Source organism: Bartonella sp. CL63NXGY (assembly GCF_042194905.1).
Taxonomy (GTDB): Bacteria; Pseudomonadota; Alphaproteobacteria; order Rhizobiales; family Rhizobiaceae; genus Bartonella.
Window position 1 is genome coordinate 114,992 of the sequence record NZ_JBHINK010000002.1, and the last position, 20,451, is coordinate 135,442.

12 protein-coding genes are annotated in these 20,451 nt (G+C 37.9%); 5 read left to right on the forward strand and 7 right to left on the reverse strand.

The features are described 5' to 3' along the window. Positions 1-575 precede the first annotated feature (575 nt). Together uvrB and ACFIK0_RS01640 are read right to left on the reverse strand one after the other, a co-directional pair. Positions 576-2,885, reverse strand: a complete 2,310-nt coding sequence (uvrB, locus tag ACFIK0_RS01635) for an excinuclease ABC subunit UvrB (protein WP_375663388.1) — start codon at positions 2,883-2,885, stop codon at positions 576-578. 258 nt (positions 2,886-3,143) lie between these two features. Then, entirely contained in the window at positions 3,144-3,458 is a 315-nt protein-coding gene (locus ACFIK0_RS01640; protein ID WP_375630822.1) for an SH3 domain-containing protein, read from the reverse strand. A 339-nt stretch (positions 3,459-3,797) separates the two neighbouring features. Here ACFIK0_RS01640 and greA point away from each other — a divergent pair, with 339 nt between their 5' ends. Together greA and ACFIK0_RS01650 are read left to right on the forward strand one after the other, a co-directional pair. Next, on the forward strand, positions 3,798-4,271 hold the full coding sequence (greA, locus tag ACFIK0_RS01645; protein ID WP_007347010.1) for a transcription elongation factor GreA: 474 nt from the start codon (positions 3,798-3,800) through the stop codon (positions 4,269-4,271). 17 nt (positions 4,272-4,288) lie between these two features. Continuing rightward, positions 4,289-5,347: a glycosyltransferase family 4 protein gene (locus tag ACFIK0_RS01650; RefSeq protein ID WP_273791220.1), complete on the forward strand. Its 1,059-nt coding sequence runs from the start codon at positions 4,289-4,291 to the stop codon at positions 5,345-5,347. A gap of 1,216 nt (positions 5,348-6,563) precedes the next feature. On the opposite strand, the gene ACFIK0_RS01655 is transcribed toward ACFIK0_RS01650, so the two are convergent. Next, a complete protein-coding gene (locus ACFIK0_RS01655) occupies positions 6,564-7,958 on the reverse strand; it encodes a TrkH family potassium uptake protein (protein WP_375637398.1) in 1,395 nt (464 codons plus the stop codon). A gap of 310 nt (positions 7,959-8,268) precedes the next feature. On the opposite strand from ACFIK0_RS01655, the gene trxB reads away from it, so the two are divergent. Beyond that, on the forward strand, positions 8,269-9,225 hold the full coding sequence (gene trxB / locus ACFIK0_RS01660; protein ID WP_375643115.1) for a thioredoxin-disulfide reductase: 957 nt from the start codon (positions 8,269-8,271) through the stop codon (positions 9,223-9,225). Positions 9,226-9,267: 42 nt separating this feature from the next. Then, a complete protein-coding gene (locus ACFIK0_RS01665) occupies positions 9,268-10,173 on the forward strand; it encodes a LysR family transcriptional regulator (RefSeq protein ID WP_273791217.1) in 906 nt (301 codons plus the stop codon). Between the two features lie 1,153 nt (positions 10,174-11,326). Here the strand turns inward: ACFIK0_RS01665 and ACFIK0_RS01670 are convergent. From ACFIK0_RS01670 to carB, 3 genes are all read right to left on the reverse strand, one after another. After that, positions 11,327-12,529 carry a pyridoxal phosphate-dependent aminotransferase gene (locus ACFIK0_RS01670; RefSeq protein ID WP_375663389.1) on the reverse strand — a complete coding sequence of 401 codons (1,203 nt, stop codon included), beginning with the start codon at positions 12,527-12,529 and terminating at the stop codon, positions 11,327-11,329. A 317-nt stretch (positions 12,530-12,846) separates the two neighbouring features. After that, positions 12,847-13,056: a cold-shock protein gene (locus tag ACFIK0_RS01675; RefSeq protein WP_012754908.1), complete on the reverse strand. Its 210-nt coding sequence runs from the start codon at positions 13,054-13,056 to the stop codon at positions 12,847-12,849. Between the two features lie 245 nt (positions 13,057-13,301). After that, positions 13,302-16,787, reverse strand: a complete 3,486-nt coding sequence (gene carB / locus ACFIK0_RS01680) for a carbamoyl-phosphate synthase large subunit (RefSeq protein WP_273791215.1) — start codon at positions 16,785-16,787, stop codon at positions 13,302-13,304. Between the two features lie 819 nt (positions 16,788-17,606). Here carB and ACFIK0_RS01685 point away from each other — a divergent pair. Beyond that, entirely contained in the window at positions 17,607-18,131 is a 525-nt protein-coding gene (locus ACFIK0_RS01685; RefSeq protein ID WP_273791214.1) for a methylated-DNA--[protein]-cysteine S-methyltransferase, read from the forward strand. On the opposite strand, the gene ACFIK0_RS01690 is transcribed toward ACFIK0_RS01685, so the two are convergent. Then, positions 18,128-20,449: an ATP-binding protein gene (locus tag ACFIK0_RS01690; protein WP_375630809.1), complete on the reverse strand. Its 2,322-nt coding sequence runs from the start codon at positions 20,447-20,449 to the stop codon at positions 18,128-18,130. The two genes, ACFIK0_RS01685 and ACFIK0_RS01690, sit on opposite strands and share 4 nt — an antisense overlap. Positions 20,450-20,451: the final 2 nt, after the last annotated feature.

A 20,451-nucleotide genomic window follows, 5' to 3' on the forward strand; every position in this document is an offset into this window, starting at 1 on the left:
TGAATAGAGCCTGAACAATTTTGGACTTTATTGTGACAAAAAAATAAAAATTCATTTAGTTAAATCTACCACGGAGACAGTACAATAAAATCATAACAGAATTTTGATTTCAATTAATGTACTCTGCTTGAGGTTAATTAATAAATTTGTATTGAGAGTACCAGATTTTTTACTATGGGATATAAAATCTTTATTTATTGGTACTTTTTTATTGTTTGGTACAATATGAATTGAACAATAGGTGTATGAATACAAAGTTATCATTTTTTATCATAGTCTTATGGTTCTATGAGAAAGTCTTATTTTACTTTATTTGTGTTATAGAACAGTGACCTATTTGAATATTTTTTTGTAAGGATCGATAATATTGAGTTAAATATCAGAGTATAACTGTATAAAATAATATATTTTGGAATTTTTTGTAAAATGTTCTTTCTTATGTTGTTTTAGACAAATTGGAGCACCCTTGATGTTGGAGGTTGTCTATTTTTCGAATAATGCTGTTTGCTTTTGAACCTTAGTCTTTTTTAGAAGAGCTGAAGATTATTTTATGCGGTTTGAAATTTCTTACTCCTTCATTGATTGCGTTTTTTTCGTTTTATTGTTGCTTGATTAGGGGTGTTTTTACGAGATTTTCCTTTTTGATTTTCCAAAATACCAGTGTCCATGGTTGGTCCCATGTGTGCAAGGTCTGGTTTGGAGAAAAGACTTTGTTGTAACACGGGCTCATGGGTGGATTGTTCGCTATGATGTGTTAAGGGATTTTCTGCAAGTTCTAGTTCTATCTTTTGTAATTGTTTGATTTCATCGCGAAGTCGCGCTGCTTCTTCAAAATTAAGATCAGCAGCTGCTTCATGCATTAATTTTTCAAGGTGTTTAATATGAGATGCTAAATTGTTGCCAACTATATTTTTTTTCTCGATAACATCAGGGATATTTGTACGAACATGGTTGTTTTCATCGCCTAAATTGAGAATATCTCCGATATTTTTTTTGATACTTTTCGGTGTGATATGGTGTTCTTCATTATAGGCTATTTGTTTTTGTCGACGTCTTTGTGTCTCCTGTAAGGCTCGTTCTATGGAACCAGTGATCGTATCTGCATAGAGGATAACACGGCCATCTACGTTACGTGCAGCACGTCCGATTGTTTGTATGAGGGAAGTTTCAGAGCGCAAAAAGCCCTCTTTATCGGCATCTAGAATGGCAACAAAACCACATTCTGGAATATCTAAGCCTTCTCGGAGCAAGTTGATACCGATCAGGACATCAAAGGTGCCAAGCCGAAGATCGCGTAGAATTTCAATGCGTTCTAATGTATCAATGTCAGAATGCATATAGCGTACACGAATATCTTGTTCGTGGAGATATTCAGTTAAGTCCTCGGCCATACGCTTTGTGAGAACTGTCACCAATGTACGGTAGCCTTTTTGAATTGTTTTACGAATTTCATTCACAACATCATCGACTTGATTTTTGGCTGGACGAACCTCTGTTGGTGGGTCAACCAGCCCTGTTGGGCGAATAACTTGTTCCGCAAAAGTGCCGTGAGATTGTTCTATTTCCCAGCGTCCAGGTGTTGCGGAGACAGCAATCGTTTGTGGGCGCATGGCATCCCATTCTTCAAAGCGCAAAGGACGGTTATCCATACAAGAAGGGAGGCGAAAACCATATTCTGCTAGTGTTGCTTTTCTACGAAAGTCACCTCGGTACATACCACCAATTTGGGGAATAGTTACGTGGCTTTCATCGATAAAAACAAGAGCATTATTTGGAATATATTCGAATAAGGTTGGTGGTGGTTCTCCGGGTTTTCGTCCTGTTAAATAACGTGAATAATTTTCTATTCCGGCGCATGAACCGGTGGTTTCTAACATTTCTAAATCAAAAATTGTACGTTGTTCTAAACGTTGTGCTTCTAAAAGACGTCCAGCTGCGTTCAACTCATCGAGGCGTTGAACGAGTTCCATTTTGATGGCTTTCATTGCTTGATTGAGTGTTGGTCGCGGTATTACATAGTGTGAATTGGCATAAATTTTAATCGATTGAAGATCGCCTGTTTTTTGTCCGGTGAGAGGATCGAATTCCGTAATTGTTTCCACTTCATCGCCAAAGAGCGAAATACGCCAAGCACGATCTTCGAGGTGGGCAGGGAAAATTTCGATTGTATCCCCTCGTACACGAAAGGAACCACGAATGAAATTGATATCTTGTCGATAATACTGTTGAGAGACTAAATCAGCCAAGAGTGTTCGTTGATTGAGTTTGTCCCCTTTTGCTATTTGGAAGGTCATGGCCGTATAGGTTTCTACGGAACCAATTCCGTATATGCAGGAGACAGAGGCGACGATAATAACGTCATCACGCTCTAAGACGGCGCGTGTTGCAGCATGACGCATCCGGTCGATTTGTTCATTAATTGAGGATTCTTTTTCAATATAGGTATCAGAGCGTGCAACGTAGGCTTCTGGCTGATAATAGTCATAATAGGAAACAAAATATTCGACGGCATTATGGGGAAAAAAACTTTTAAATTCACCGTAAAGCTGCGCTGCTAGAGTTTTATTTGGTGCTAAGATTAAAGCTGGACGCTGTGTTTTTTCAATGATATTGGCCATTGTATAGGTTTTTCCTGAGCCGGTAACACCCAAAAGCACTTGTGTACGTTCATTTTTTTCAATTCCCTCAATCAGAGTTTTAATGGCTTGAGGTTGATCTCCCGCGGGTTTAAAAGATGTTTCGAGTTGAAATGGAATACCACCTTCAGACTTTTCAGGACGAACAGGGCGGTGAGGTGTCCATAATGCACCATTCTTAAAAAGAGGATTACCTGAAGCAATAAGAGCAGAAAGAGCTTCTACTGTTGCAGTAACACCATTTTTCATTGTTGTATCCTTTGATAGAAAAGTGTTGGTGATTTTAAAGAAAATACTAATTTTTACAAATTTATTACGACAACAGCAAAACGTTATTGAACAGATTTATTTTGGTTTATTAGAGCTTTCATTAGGATATTGATCAAGTTTTTCATGAGACGAGTTCTTTGAAGTATTTCTTTGGAGGGGGCATATTTGTGGTTGTTCGTGGACACTATTGCATTTTTGCCATGATGATATTCAAGAGGGCATAAGTTATTATGGCTGTTATGGAGAATAATCGGTATGTTTGGGCACTAAAGACATTGTATATGTGTGATAAAGATCGTTTCCATCTTTAAATGAAAGATAACGAGATGACACCCAACCTATTTGAGTGTTATATCGGATATGGCACCAATTTCCTTCACAGTTTTTAACAAAAACCAATTCTCCAGCAGAGATTAAGCCGCAAAGCGCATACTGAGTGCTGGGACCTGTTCTAAAATTAAGATTTCTCGTAACAAAAGCATCTGCTGCCTCTGATATTGTTGTGGCTAAAAAGAAAGAGCCAAACATAAAAAAAATGACGATTTTTTTCATTTTTCTGTAAAGAATTTCTTTAGAGATTTTCTATCCTTCTCTCTTCATATCCCATATGATTTCTTTTACTAGATTATGATAAAACAGAAAAAAATACAATTCTTTCTTCTTTAGGACACTTTTAAAGAGAATAGTGAAGTTTAACGTTTTAAACACCAAAATGAGATGTTTTAATCACTATTTGTGCATGTTTTGTTTCCTTTATTTATTTTTGTATGGAAAACAGCGATACTGTACTATATAATAAAAAAGATCGTAGTTTTCGGATTCCAAAAGTAATTTTGGAAGCCGTTTTTTGTATTTTTATTAAACCTTCCGTGTAATAGAAAGGGACGGATTATGGAAAAAGTTCCGATGACTACAGCTGGTTTTGAGAGTCTTAAAGAAGAGTTGCGTTGGCGTCAACAACAGGAGCGTCCGCGAATTATTGAAGCAATTTCTGAAGCGCGTGCGCATGGTGATTTATCCGAAAATGCTGAGTATCACGCAGCTAAAGAAGCGCAAAGTCATAATGAGGGGCGTATAAATGAGCTTGAAGATTATATCGCGCGAGCAGAAGTTATAGATGTCTCGCGTCTTTCAGGTGACAAAATAAAATTTGGCGCAACCATTAAACTCTTGGATGAGGACACTGAAGAAAAAAAAGTGTATCAGATCGTAGGAGATCAAGAAGCTGATGTAAAGGTTGGTAAAATCTCTATTTCTTCGCCTATCGCACGTGCACTTATTGGCAAGCAAGAAGGTGATGTGATTGAGGTGAATGCACCAGGTGGTGCGCATAATTATGAGATCATTAAGGTTCAGTACATCTAAATAACATATGGATTATTATGCGTGTATCTTTGGACGAAACTGAGGTTATTGCGCCTCACTTTAAAAGGCGTTTGTCGGGAGTAACATCTACGATTATTCAGCTTATTCCAATGCAACGCGAACAGGGTATGCGTATATCCACTTTGGGGTTTGGTTTACCACAAACTTTACCGGCTCTTGCCTTTAGGGACCTTTTCGGACTTTGGAAAAGTCCGAAAGGGAAGCCATTTCGTATTTGGCATGCACGACGCAATATTGAGATGCTTTGTGGGATCTTTTTACGCGATGTTTTGCGAATGAAGCTTAAACTCATCTTTACTTCGGCTTCACAACGTCATCATAAGCCTTTTACCAAATGGTTGATTCGCTGTATGGATAGGGTTATAGCTACCAGTACACGTACGGGCGCTTATCTAGAAGTGCCTCATAAGGTTATTATGCATGGGGTGGATGTGAGGCGTTTTACTCCACCACAGACTTTTGATGATTGCTTTTCTTCGACAGGATTTCCAGGAAAATATGCGGTAGGATGTTTTGGGCGTCTGCGCTACTCAAAGGGAACAGATTTATTTGTTGATGCCATGATAGCATTATTGCCTGATTACCCCGAATGGACAGCACTTATCGCTGGTCGTACGACAGAGCAATATTATCATTTTGAAAAAGAGTTACGCCAAAAGATTGCTAAAGCTGGTCTGGATGATCGCATTATTTTTCTTGGTGAGATTCTGGACATCCCTTTGTGGTATCGTCGTTTAACACTTTATGTTGCACCTTCTCGTACAGAAGGTTTCGGTTTAACGCCATTAGAAGCAATGGCATCACAGGTTGCGGTTGTAACGAGTGATGCAGGAGCTTATAAAGAATTGGTTGTAGAAGCGACAGGAACAGTTGTAAAAGCAGGAGATGGTTCGGCTTTAACCGCAGCAATTGAACCTTATTTTTCTGATGTGGAAAAAACATTGGCAGCCGGAAAGAAAGCTTTAACCCATGTTCGTACTCACTTTCCTTTGGAAAAAGAGGCAAGCAAGATTGAAAGTGTTTACAAAGAACTGTTTGCGGAAAAAACACTTTGATATGATATCAAAAATCTTCTTGAGGGATGATAAAAAGTATTTTCCTTAAAGGTTTTTCATAGTCATCAAGAAAACAGCTCAATGATATAAATGTTATTTTACAAAATTTATATTGTCTTTAGTAGAACACTATAAAAAGTTCCCAAAATTTTGGATAAAAGATTAAAAATGTATACGCTTGAGAGCGATATGTAGTTTATGATAAAGCATACTAGGAGAGAGGAAAGCTACTTTTATTCATTGATATTTTAGAATAAGAAAATAATGCTTTAACTCAAGTCTGGGGATTTATGCACTATCTTATACGGTGTCGTACTGATATTGTTCGTTTTGTAAGACTTAAATAGATAGCAAAAAAACGTTTTCTTGTCTTAAAAAGATAATGATGCTATCTCCATGGATAAAATAGTCGTACATATTTTCAATAAATTCATGATAAGATGGATTTAAGATCAATATATATATATATATATATGATTTTTATAGATAATTTACCTTTTCAATTTGAATAAGAGCTTTGAGTAGCGTAAGATTTTCTTATGTCAAATCTGTTGATATTAAATCAATGAGAGCTATCCTCTAGCACATCACAATCGGAAGAAGGCATGTGGTGGATAAAAACTATTGAAGACAAGGTGTAAAGAGTTTTCTTATAAATTGTCTGAAATGCAGGCTGTTACGACATTAACAGAAAAAAATAATATGGTGGTACTAATTTATATCTTATTTTGTAGTACCGACTTGCACCTTATTATTATTTAAGTAAAAATGATGGTGACCATTTTATATCTTTCATGAAGGCTGTCGTGGAATGGGTGTGATGAGTACTGTGAGATGTTTTTTATAAGCTTGTGAGTTCGTAATATAATAGCATTTTTTTCTATAAGGAGGTAACTCTATTAAAGAGAAAAAACACTTTTATCAGCAAATATTCATATTTTTTGCATGAGAGATTATTCGTAAAAAAGAATGTTCTATGCGTCCACTTTATTTGATAAAGAAGATCAATAAAGTGAAGTTTTATATGTTATGGCTTTGAAAATATTGGTATTTGATTGTTTTTGTTGAATTATTTTTATATCATTGATATGATGATTTGTATGAAATTTTAGAAAATCTTCAGTGGATTGAGTAAGGGGTGAATATTATGATGCATACTGTTCACACCTTTTTATCTTGTAAATTTTTATCATGGTAGAATAAAATACTCTCTGCATTAGAATTGTTCACGCCAGAAAGCGGGAATAAAAAGGACGAATATTGTTATGATTTCAAGGCGTCCAGCTAACATTAGAAAACTTAAAATCCATAAAGCATGGTCGTTGATTGTAGAGAAATTACCAGTGGGGCCAATAATATCTCCAAAGCCTGGACCAACATTTGAAAGTGCGGTTAAGACCCCCGTAAAGGCAGAGGTAAAGTCAAGACCGGTTGTAAGCAAAAGTGCAGTGCCGATAACAAGGCAAAACATATAAAGACAGACAAAAAACAAAACGGCTTGAGCAACATCATTTGATATATTTGAGTGATCGTAGCGCGCTTTTACAACGACATTAGGAGAAAGAAGTTTTTCTATATTTGTTTGTGTAATACGCCAAAGAATAATGAGGCGATTGATTTTCATGCCACCAGAAGTAGAACCAGCACATCCGCCTGTAAAAGAAACAATGAAGAAAATTCCAAGCGCAAACGGTCCCCAAAGTTGATAATCTTCAGCGCTATAACCTGTGGTACTAATAATGGATGAAAGGTGAAAAATGACATCAAGGAAAATCAAGTGGAATGCGCGATGATCATAAAACCGTAGCCATGCCGCTAAAGCAAAGCTGAAAAGGAGAACGATATGGAGAAAAACAATCACTTGTGGGTCAAGGAAGCGTTTGGAGTGTCCAGGAAGGACTAATTTAACATAAAGTACGAAGGGTAAAGCAGAAAGCAACATGAAGATTGTTGAAATAATTAAGATGGCTGGTTTATCAGAAAAATAGCCAAAAGAAGCATCATGCGTTGAAAAACCAGCTGTTGCTACTGTACTCATTGCATGGTTAATGGCATCAAATAAATTCATGCCTGCAGCAAAATAAGAAAGCATACAAGCCAATGTTAACCCAACATAAGCGATGATAATTCCGTTAGCAATTTGGTTGATGCGAGGCAATATTTTTTCAGATTTATCAGATGATTCCATATGAAAAAGTCGCACGCCACCCACACGCAGTGAAGGCAAAAGCAAGAGGGCTAAACCGATAAAACCAATGCCCCCAATCCAGCATATAAGGGAACGCCATAACAAAATACTTCGCGATAAATTATCAAGATCAGAAAGGACTGTGGAGCCTGTTGTTGTAATTCCAGAAACAGATTCAAAAATGGCTCCTGCTAGAGAGATGGGAAGAGGAGAAAGATAAAGAGGTAAGGCACCTACGATGCTTCCTGTAAGCCAAAGACAAACAGTGAGCATAAAGCCAAGCCGTGCTGAAAAACGACAAGTAGCTCCCTTAGTTGCTAAAAGAATCAGCGTTGCTAACATGGTGGTTATGGCACAAGAATAGAGAAAGCTTATCCAATTACGATTGTTGTCGTGCAAATCCACAAAAATTGGCAAAAGCATTGCTCCTCCCATGATTAAGGCAAAACGTGCACAGACATTGATAATAAATTGAAAAATGATCGTTCCCTATCTTTGTATCTCTTTTTATTACGGTTTTGTGCTCATAAGAATTTACGTTTTTCTCTTTATAGGATAAGGATTAATTCGTAACATTAGCGTGCCTTGATGAATTGGTAATCAGACCTTTTCATAAAACTTGAAAAGAAGTATACATAACATAATTGGAGCTCTTGAAAAATATTTTTTTAAAAGGCTGCATTCCGTTATCATTTATAGAATAATTAATTTATAATAAAGTGAAGGGGATTTAATGGTGCAATCGCATATTCGTCTGCTGATTATTGGCTCAGGTCCGGCTGGTTATACAGCGGCGATCTATGCAGCAAGAGCAATGCTTAAGCCGGTTTTGGTGACGGGCTTGCAGCAGGGTGGACAATTAACAATTACAACTGATGTTGAGAATTATCCAGGTTTTGCAGATCCCATTCAAGGACCATGGTTGATGGAACAAATGGCAAAACAAGCTGAGAATATGGGGACAAAAATTGTCTATGATACAATTATAAAGGCTGATTTGTTGAAGTATCCTTTTGTCTTATATGGGGATTCAGGAACACAATATTCTTGTGATGCACTGATTATTGCAACAGGAGCTCAAGCACGCTGGCTTGGTTTAGAAAGTGAACAGACCTTTATGGGCGGAGGTGTTTCCGCTTGTGCTACATGTGATGGCTTTTTTTATCGTGATAAGGACGTTATTGTCGTGGGAGGAGGAAATACGGCTGTTGAAGAAGCACTTTATTTATCGCATTTGGCTAAGAGTGTAAGCGTGGTTCACAGGCGGGGGCAGTTTCGGGCAGAAAAAATTTTGCAAGATAGGTTGCTGGCTTGTAATAATGTGCGTGTTTTTTGGGATCATGTGGTTGAAGAAATTCTGGGGCTGCCAGCTCAAGATTCAATGGGCGCTGTTGTAACAGGGGCACGTCTGAAAAATGTTAAGACAGGTCATGAGATGAAAGTGAATGCAGAGGGCATATTTATTGCCATTGGGCATGATCCTGCTGTTTCTCTGTTTGAAGGACAGCTGAAACAAAAACGAGGCGGCTATTTATGGACAGCACCGGACTCAACAGCAACAAGCATTGCTGGTGTTTTTGCTGCTGGGGATGTGACAGATGAAACATTCCGCCAAGCTGTAACAGCTGCGGGAAGAGGATGTATGGCAGCGTTGGAAGCAGAACGGTTTTTGGATATATCCAAGCGTTAGTAACTCATTGAGAAAATAGAGAATATAGAGGTAGAATTAATTGTGGCGCCACCGTTGGATTGGGATAAGTTAAGGGTTTTTCACGCTGCAGCAGAAGCGGGATCTTTTACGCATGCTGCTCAAAAACTTCATTTATCTCAATCAGCCGTTTCACGACAGGTTTCGGCTTTAGAACAAGAGGTTGGGGTATCCTTATTTCAACGTCATGCGCGTGGTTTGATTCTTACAGAACAGGGAGAAACTCTTTATCGTACAGCTCATGATGTTTTGATGAAGCTTGAAAGTGTGCGTTTGCAATTAAGTGAAAGCTATGCAAAACCAACGGGGCACTTGCGTGTGACCTCGACCTTTGGAATGGGGGCAGGGTGGATTGCAGAGCGTATGCCAGAATTTCTTAGTCTTTATCCTGATATGCAGGTTCAGCTTTTGCTTTCCGATGAAGAGCTTGATTTGACAATGTGTCATGCGGATTGTGCTGTTCGCTTACATCAACCCAAACAACCTGATCTTATACAAAGAAAACTCTTTACAATTCATATGCATGTTTATGCTTCGGAAAAGTATATTGCAAATTATGGAAAGCCGGAAAAATTATCTGATCTCGATGAGCATCGTATTATTTCGTTCGGTGAACCTGTTCCACCTTATTTGTCTGGTTTAAATTGGTTGGAAAAGGCTGGTAGAAGTGATGGATCATTGCGCGTTTCAGTTCTACAAATCAACAATATCATCTCAATAAAGAATGCGCTTATGCGTGATCTTGGGATTGCTGTGCTTCCTGATTATATCGTCAATAATGATGAGCATTTGGTGCGTCTTTTTCCTGATATGGTTGATATTCCTTCTTTTGATACTTTTTTTTGTTATCCTTATAATTTAAAGAATTTGGCAAGGTTAAATGCTTTTCGAGATTATATTTTTTTAAAAGCCCGTCAGTGGTCTTTTTAATATTAATGTCTTAATTTATAAGGAACAATTAGCTGTTTTGCAACTTGAGACTCCCGTAATATTCTTTCGTTTCAAATTTGCTCATATTGAATCAATTAAAATTATTCGTTGCACATTAAAAGTGGAGGGAGTCTGCGCGGGTAAATATTTTTGAAAAAAGGGATAAATGTTTTTTTACAAATGCTAGCAAACGTGAGAGCTATTATATAATGAACAATCGTGTGATGGTGTAGCTTACATTTTTATATTTAATTAAAGAGAGTGCTACATAATGGAGACAAATTTAAAGCTATGTGTTTATTGCATAGCAGATACGCTTAAGTCTTTATTGTGCTTTTTCTTATAAAATGACATAGAATGCTATCTCTTGATTATGTTGCCTCCCAGTGCGTTTTCTTGAGTGTTCCCTTACGAAGATCTATCAGATTGATTTTATCTCTGAAGATTTTCCAAATTTGCCGGACAATATGTCCGGCTTTTTTTTATTATTTTTGAAAGAGTCCTTAGAAATTGCAATATATGGGAAGATGATAAGGCAAAAATTTCGAAACTTGTGGATATCCAACAATTTTTTAAGAATACTAAAATTCAATGAGGAGTTTAAGAGAGATTTATCCTGTTATACCATAAAAGTCTGTCTTTTAGGGGTGTGATATAAAATATTTAAAACCTTATACATGAAGTGCTTTTTATTAGAGTGTGAGGTGAATATTTAAGGCAGGTCTTGTTCATAAAGCCTATGAAGTAAATCAAGTAGTTATTAGATAGAACTTAAAGGAAACTGGATTGCTTACACAACGATGGGAGGTGGCTTCTTCTTCATTTTAGGACGAAGAAGAAGCTGAGAAATAGAAGAGATTTTATTGTAAGGGCCTTTGATTATAAGGGCAATTGTGTTTAAAAGCGCTCGGTCTTTTTTAGAGTTATAAATTGAATGGAGAAAGCAGAATAGGTTTTTCATCTCTTATGATAGACCGATTCATTTATTTGATAGCTAGATTTTTTTGATCTTTATCTACAGCCTCTATTTTTGTGTTTATTCATAGATATTTTTGCTGAATCGATAGATTTAGACCATGACACAGTTTCCGATATTTTCTCGGATATACTGACATTCGGTAAAAACAATCACAAGAGATGATATTTAAAAATTTTAAATTAGACTGTTGCAAAAGCGCTGTATACGTATACAAGCTTCTTCAAGTAATTCTTCTGATGTTGCATAAGAAATACGAAAAGCTGATCCAAGTCCAAAAGCAGATCCTTGGACGACAGCAACAGCTTCTGTTTCTAGAAGCGCTATGGCGAAGTCCTCATCATTGGTAATACATTGGCCGTTAGGTGTTTTCTTTCCAATAATTCCGGAGCAAGAAGGATAAACATAGAAAGCACCCTCAGGCGTTGGACAGTGAATGCCAGGAGCTTGATTTAGCATGGAGACAACGAGATCACGGCGTGTTTGAAAAATACTTTTATTTTTAGCAATAAAGTCTTGTGGCCCGTTGAGTGCTTCAACCGCAGCCCATTGTGAAATGACACTTGTTCCAGATGTTTGCTGTCCTTGAATGGTATCCATGGCTTTAATTAATTCTTGTGGTCCGCCTGCATAGCCGATTCTCCATCCCGTCATCGCATAGGCTTTAGAAACACCATTCATTGTGAGTGTACGCTCATAAAGCGCTGGTTCTACTTGAGTTGGAGTAACAAAGGTAAAACCCTCATATGTGAGATGTTCATATATATCATCGGAAAGGATATAAACATGAGGATATTTTACTAAAACATCTGTGAGTTTTTTCAATTCATTATGTGTATAAGCAGCACCTGATGGATTTGAAGGAGAGTTAAAGATGAACCATTTGGTTTTGGGGGTAATGGCAGCTTCTAGCTCTTGGGGTTGGAGTTTATAAGAAAATTCGGCTTTTGTTTCTAAAAAGACAGGCGTACCATCGTTGAGTGCGACCATTTCTGGATAACTAACCCAATAAGGGGATGGAATGATGACCTCATCTCCTTTATTCAAAGTTGCCATGAATGCATTAAAGAGAATTTGTTTTCCACCGGTACCAACAATAATTTGTTCTGGTTGGTAAAGAAGGTTATTTTCTCTTTTAAACTTTGCAGAAATTGCTTGGCGCAATTCTGGAATTCCAGATATGGGAGGGTATTTTGTTTCTCCTCTTCGAATAGCTTCAATAGCCGCGTTTTTGATGTTGTCTGGGGTATCAAAGTCTGGCTCTCCAGCACTTAAAGCAATAACATTGCGCCCTAATGCTTTTAAATGGCGGGCCTTTTGAGAAGCAGCTATTGTTGCAGAAGGTTTGATAAGAGACAGTTTGTCGGCAATAAAAGCCATAATTTTAAATCCTTATATTATATCAACAAATGGTTATTGCTTTAAGGATATTCTATAAGAGATTATATTGTATGCAATAAAAAACTTCTAAAATACTCTTACACGGGCTTTATATTCTTCTTTTTTGAGATTTCACAAGATAATCTCTTTGTAGATTTTATGAAAGTTTTGAGGAAGTATAAGGGGGGGATAAATTGTGCAAAGGAGATAAGCAGTCTTTTATGTTAACAAGGTAAAATGATGCTTTATACAAAATAAAAAAAATCTTCGTCATTACAGACGAAGATTTTTAAGTAAAATATTGCAGAATTTAAACTTTAAAGGGCTGCAAGGTTACCAGCGGCAAATTTTCCTGAACGACGATCTTGAAGAACATCATAAGAAATTTTTTGCCCTTCATTAAGACTGTTTAGACCAGAACGCTCGACAGCAGAAATGTGTACAAATACATCTGCACTACCATCACTAGGTTGAATGAATCCGAAACCTTTTGTTGTATTAAACCACTTAACTGTTCCTGTAGACATAGGAAACTCCTTAGAATATATAATTATATTGAGTATTGAAGCTTTCATTTCTTCAATACGGTTGTAGATCGAAATTAGGTGGGAGAAGTTTCGTCGAAAGTGCAGATTGCACAGGAAAGAAAGTCACGTAACCGAAAATTCGATGAAACCTCTATAAAAGTTTTTGGAACAAAAAGCAAGTCTTAATCAATTTTTATATAAAGAAAAAATAAGAAAACAGTGTACATTTTGTTAAGTAGAAAAATTCAACTGAAATAACTTTGTAGTGAACGTACTTCAAGGCGCCTTTTTTTGAGTGCTTTGATCGCTTCTACAACGGCTTCGGCTCCAGCTATTGTTGTATAATAGGGAACATTTTGCATGAGGGCTGCATAACGTAATGATTTTGAGTCTGAGATGGCACTGGCCGTGCTAGTTGTATTAAAAATCAATTGAATTTTGCGATTACGAATAGCGTCTTCAATATGGGGGTGTCCCTCTAGAACTTTGTTAATTTTTTTTGCTTCAACGTGGTGTTCGGTGAGAAATTTTTGTGTTCCACTTGTGGCGACAACAGAAAAGCCAAGCTCAGTTAAACGTTTTACAGGATTTAAGATGCGTTTTTTATCTTCATCTCTTACAGAAACGAACAAAGTTCCCTCTTTAGGGAGTTTTACACCAGCTCCAAGTTGGGCTTTAGCAAAAGCAAGCGAAAATTCATAGTCAAGTCCCATAACTTCACCGGTTGAGCGCATTTCTGGACCAAGAAGTGTATCAACACCTGAAAAACGAGCAAAAGGAAATACTGCTTCCTTGACGGCAATATGTTGTTTTTTTTGCAAAGAAGGTAATCCACCATAAGCCTGAAGAGCATCATGAAGCGTTTCTCCTGCCATAATACGTGCAGCCATTTTAGCAATAGGGCGACCAATCGTTTTTGCAACAAATGGGACAGTACGTGAAGCACGGGGATTGACTTCTAAGACATAAATGGTGTCATCTTTTATAGCATATTGTACATTCATTAAGCCGCGAACATGAAGTGCTTGTGCTAATGCTTTGGTTTGACGCTCTAATTCAGTAACTATTTTATTTGAGAGCGTATGGACTGGTAGAGAACATGCTGAATCACCAGAGTGGATACCAGCTTCTTCAATATGTTCCATAATACCAACGATTAGTGTTTCGTTACCATCACATAGACAATCAACATCTACTTCAATTGCTTCTGTTAAATAGGTATCAAAGAGAAGCGGATTTTTACCAAGCAATATATTGATTTGTCCTGTTGTGTCGTTAGGATAACGGACTTTGATATCTTCTGAAATTAATTCAGGGACACTCTCAAGTAAATAATTTTGTAAGCTACGTTCATCACGAATAATTTGCATAGCACGTCCTCCTAAAACATAAGAGGGACGTACAACCAAAGGGAAGCCTAGTTCGTGGGCAATGAGGCGTGCTTGTTCAATGGAGTGGGCAATACCATTTTGAGGTTGTGTTAAATTAAGTTTAAATAACAGTTTTTGAAAGCGGTCTCTATCTTCTGCTAAGTCGATAGCGTCAGGTGAAGTACCTAGGATGGGGATATTGTGTTTTTCTAGAGCGCTTGCCAATTTCAAGGGTGTTTGTCCGCCAAATTGGACGATGACTCCAACCAAATCTCCTTTTTCCTGTTCTGCTTCTAAAATAGCGATAACGTCTTCTGTTGTTAAAGATTCAAAGTAAAGGCGATCAGAGGTATCATAGTCGGTTGAAACTGTTTCAGGATTACAGTTAATCATAATCGCTTCAAATCCTGCATCACGCAGTGCAAAAGCAGCGTGGCAGCAACAGTAATCAAATTCAATACCTTGCCCAATGCGGTTTGGTCCACCGCCTAAAATAGCAATTTTTTTGCGTTCAGAAACGTGTGCTTCCGAGTGCTCTACACCTGCAAAGGGAACTTCATATGTTGAATACATATAGGCTGTAGGAGAAGAAAATTCAGCGGCACAAGTATCAATCCGTTTGAAGACGTGTTTAACATTCAGTGATTTACGTAAAGCTGCGATATAATCGGGTTCTTTCCCTGTAAGGGAGGCTAATCGCGCATCTGAAAAGCCCATAGCTTTTAACATACGTAAATTATCTGCATCTTGGGGTAATCCATGAATGCGGATACGCTGCTCCATTTCAATGATGGAGGCTATTTGTTCTAAAAACCACGGATCAATTTTGCTAATTTGGTGAATCTCATTTAAGGGTAAGCCTGTGCGCATGGCTTGAGCAATATAGCGTAGACGATCAGGGCTTGGTATGGCAATGGCTGAGCGTATAGAACTTTTTTCATCACCTTCAGCATGCTCTGGAATCACAATTTCATCAAGACCCGTAAGCCCTGTTTCAAGTCCACGGAGTGCTTTTTGTAACGATTCTTGAAAAGTGCGTCCAATTGCCATGACTTCTCCTACAGATTTCATCGCAGTTGTGAGGACAGGTGATGAACCGGGAAATTTTTCGAACGCAAAACGAGGAATTTTTGTCACAATATAGTCAATAGAAGGTTCAAATGATGCTGGTGTTGCACCACCCGTGATATCATTTTTTAATTCATCAAGTGTATAACCAACAGCCAGTTTAGCCGCTACTTTGGCAATGGGAAACCCCGTTGCTTTTGAGGCAAGCGCTGAAGAGCGAGAAACACGCGGATTCATTTCAATAACAATGAGGCGCCCATTTTCAGGATTGACAGCAAACTGTACATTGGATCCCCCCGTTTCAACACCAATTTCGCGCAAAACAGCAATCGAAGCATTACGCATACATTGATATTCTTTATCGGTTAAGGTGAGAGCAGGTGCTACAGTGATCGAATCACCGGTATGAATCCCCATTGGATCAATGTTTTCAATAGAACAAACGATGATACAGTTGTCGTTCTTATCACGAACAACTTCCATCTCATATTCTTTCCACCCTAAAACACTTTCTTCAATTAATACTTCTGTTGTTGGTGAAGCTTCAAGCCCACGTTCAATAATTTCATAGAATTCAGAGCGGTTATAAGCGATTCCACCACCAGTTCCACCAAGGGTGAATGAAGGACGAATAATAGCTGGAAGCCCAACAACATCAAGAGCTTGAACTGCTTTTGCTGTTGCATGAGCGATATAATGTTGTTTGCGATCAGCTTCGGTATGTCGCCAGTTGCGCTCAAGTTCTTCGAGTGCTTTGTCAAGCGCAGCACCAGAAAGCTTTGCTTTAAGTTCAGCACACGTTTTTGCGTGTTGTTGGCGATTTTCTTCTTTCAGTTCTGTTGCATTGGCTAACATAGAGCGTGGCGTTTCCAAACCGATTTTTGCCATCGCTTGGCGGAATAAAGCACGATCTTCAGCTTTATCAATAGCATCAGCATTGGCTCCTATCATTTCAACATGGTAGCGGTCTAAAATACCCATACGCTTTAATGATAAAGCAGTATTGAGGGCTGTTTGTCCTCCCATAGTGGGCAAAAGGGCATCGGGACGCTCGTGAGCAATAATTTTGGCAACTATTTCAGGAGTAATGGGCTCTATATAAGTTGCATCAGCTAGATCTGGATCTGTCATAATCGTGGCAGGATTAGAATTTACCAAAATAATTCGGTAACCTTCTTCTTTTAATGCTTTACAGGCTTGAGTGCCTGAATAATCAAATTCACATGCCTGACCAATGATAATAGGTCCTGCTCCGATGATAAGAATAGATTTTATATCTGTGCGTTTGGGCATGACTTTTTCCTATGACAAATATCTGTGTGCGATTGTTGCGGGCAAAATATTTTAGTTCTGAGGCTACCGTCATTTTATAAGTTAAGTGACAAAGAAAGTAAGCATTAAAATACCTTTTCCATGCTTTTTTTCATAAAATTGAAGATAAATTTCTTTTTTGAGTTGAGTCATCTCGTCAGTTTATCAAAAGTATGATCTTTGATAAAAAATAATAACAGTGCTCCAACAAATTAGAATATTCAAGCATACTGTGGAGCATAAAAAGCCGGAACATCTTTCCAATCCATTGCCGGCATACTTTCTTTGTGTTTTATGACGTTTTTTGCTTAAGAGAGCACGCGCTTTTTCTGTTGCTTGTAAAACATAAGCTATTATTTATGGTTCGATGGGATTTCGTAAAATAAAATGGGAAGCTTATCGTGTTGTTTCGTAAAATACTGCCGTTTAGAGTTGTGATATAAGGTATGAAAATTTACCACATTAAGGTGTTTTTGTTAGAGTGTATGATAGAATTCAGAGCAGGATTTGTCTGTAGAGAGCTTATGAAATAAACCATATCAAATGGGTTCAGTTGGAATCTGTTATATAAAAAGCAAGATTGTTGATAGATCCGGTTCTGGTCGAAGTTTCCGTTTTAGGGTAGGAAGACAGTCAATCTATGTATCTTTCCATTTCATAAAAGGGTGAGAGTGTATTTTAATACAATGGCTAAGGATATAATTTCAGAATGATTTTGTTTGTTTTTAAAAGATAGTGAATACTCTCCTTTTACTTTATGGATGATGTTCAAGACTTATTTAAAATATAAAGAAGGCTAAAATGCTGAACATTTCCCAAACGAGAGTATTCTGTCTGAAAGATGTATCAATAGGAAAGCTTTTGGTGGCTAGGTCTCAAAAAGGGATCTGTCATATAGCGTTAGGAGACACTATAGAGCAATTATTACAGGAGTTTACGATACGCTTTGGTGATGCACAACAAGTTGTAGGTGACAATACATTTAAGAGAGAAGTTGCTCATATTATAGCCATGATAGAAACACCTAAGCTGGTAAAAAAATATAATTTTCCCTTAGATATAAATGGTACAGTTTTTCAACGACAAGTATGGGCAGTATTATGTGATATACCATGTGGTGAGACAATTTCATATGAGATCTTAGCATGCCGTATTGGTATGCCGAAAGCTTTTCGTGCCGTTGCTCATGCCTGTGCACGTAACGAATTGGCTATTATCATTCCGTGTCATCGTGTTGTGCGTAAAAATGGTTTTATTTCAGGGTATCGTTGGGGGGAAAAACGGAAACAGATTTTACTACAACGGGAACAAAATGGAAAAATTTAACTTTGTGTGATGGGCATTATAATCGTTACAGTTGTTCCTTTCATTTCTTTTGAAGTAATTTCAAGTTTTCCTTTGTGGAGTTCTAGCAAGGAGCGTGAAATGGCTAATCCAAGACCTGAGCCCGTATGAGATTTAGTGAGCTGATTTTCGACTTGTTCAAAAGGTTGCCCAAGTTTTTTAATTGCTGATTGGGGAATACCAACGCCTGTATCTGTAATTTTAAAAATAAGGTTATTTTTTTTCTTGAAAGCGCAGACATCAATATTTCCGCCAGAAGGCGTAAATTTAACGGCATTAGAGATGAGATTAAGGAAAATCTGTTTCATTGCACGACCATCAACTTCAGCATGAAGTTCTGGGGTAATGTTTGTTGTAACAACAATATTTTTTTCTTGAGCTTGAGGTGTTAGTGTTCGTACTGCTTCACTAATGATGGGCTCAAGATCGGTATTTTTACAATCAAGCGTAAATCTTCCTGCTTCGATTTTTGACATATCAAGGATGTCATTGATAAGGGTTAGAAGATGGGTTCCTGAATTGTAAATATCATGCATATATTCCTTATAGCGTTGTGAACCAAGAGGACCAAAAGTCGATTGCAACATGATATCTGAAAAACCAAGAATAGCATTCAGAGGCGTGCGCAATTCATGAGACATATTGGCTAAAAATTCTGATTTAGCCTTATTAGCACTTTCGGCGCGTTCTTTTTCTGCTTTCAAACTTTTATTAAGTTTTTCAACTTCTGTTGCGCGTTGTTGAGCACTCCCTCGCGCGCGCTTGAGTTCTTGAATGAAAGAAAAAAGACGCCTTTCACTGTCTTCAAATTTTTCCTGTTGTTGTTTAAGCTCAGAAATGTCAGTACCAATACAAACCAATCCTCCATCTTGGGTTCGTCGTTCGTTAATTTTGAGCCAACAACCATCTGCCGTTTGGCGAATACTGGTTAAGTTACCAGTACCATCATCTTTAAGGGGATATTCACTGAGTGCAGGGCGTGCCATGGCTTCGACCGTTGCACGTTGGATACCTGATTGGAGAATTTGTTTAGGAATAGCGGCATATTCGCAAAATTTGCTGTTGGACATGACTAAACGTCCTTCAGCATCCCACAAGACGAAAGATTCTGAAATGTTTTCAATCGCATCACGGATACGAAGGTCGGCTTGCGCTGTTTGTTCAGCCAATTGTTGCTGTTCACTAATATCGAAGGAAATACCAACCAAATGGGGTTCTTCTTCTTCAGTAACTTCGGCACGAATGCGCATCCATACATAATGACCATCAGCATGACGCATAGGAACGTTAATATCGATATGCTTTTTTTTACCGCTCATTAATTCCTGAGCAAGATCAAAAAAATTCGCATCATTTGGATTGATAATGGCGCTAATTTGGGAAATTGAGAGCAGTGCATCTTGAGGGACATAGCCGAGCATTTCGTACATTGCTCGTGACCAGTAGACACGTCCACTTGCCATATTCCAATCCCATAGTCCACAGCGTCCACGCATCATTGCCATATCAATACGGTTTTGAATTTTTTCTGAAACAAGATCTGTTTTGCGTGCTCGTACAATTTGGTTGTAATAAGCATAAAGAAGAGCGAGGATAACGCCACTAGTTCCAATAAACATGGTTATATTTAACGAGAGAGCTTTCCGCCATTCCATGTAAATATGTTGCATTTTTTCACTGATGAATACCCCATATTGTCCATTTTCTGTTTGCTGAAAGGAAGCGAGAGCAGGAATATCTTTTCCTATTGTAATTTTCATGATTCCAGCATGTTTTCCTAGAGCTTGTAAAGCAATGCTTTCAGAGGTAAAATCCTGTAAGGGTTTTCCTAAGACAATCTCGGAACTTGATGAAGCTAGGACATTGCCTTTTTGATCGACAATAGCAATAACAGCGCTGGTTTTTATAAGACCTTTGTTACGAAAATTAGTCAGGATATTTTGTAAATGATTATGAGAAAGAACAGCAGTTTTTCCTTGTCGAGTGGCTGCAAGTAAGTCACGGTCAATCGTATTGGTAATATGAGAAGCTAAGAGAGTGATGGTAGAATGCGTGTTTTTATCAATTGTGTTGCGCCAATCATAGATTGATAGGAAACGGATCGCTGCTAGCGTAACAAGAAATGCAAGAATTACAAATGGGAGTGAACGTCGCAGCCAAGGTTCAATAAAAAGAAGTTTTTGATAGGCAGGACCAGAAAACAGATTGGTACGCTCTGTCCGCTCCTTGCGACTTTGAGCGCTTGATTTTGAATCAGCATACACCTCCCTTGGCGCATTATATGCGTCCAATTTAGCCATCT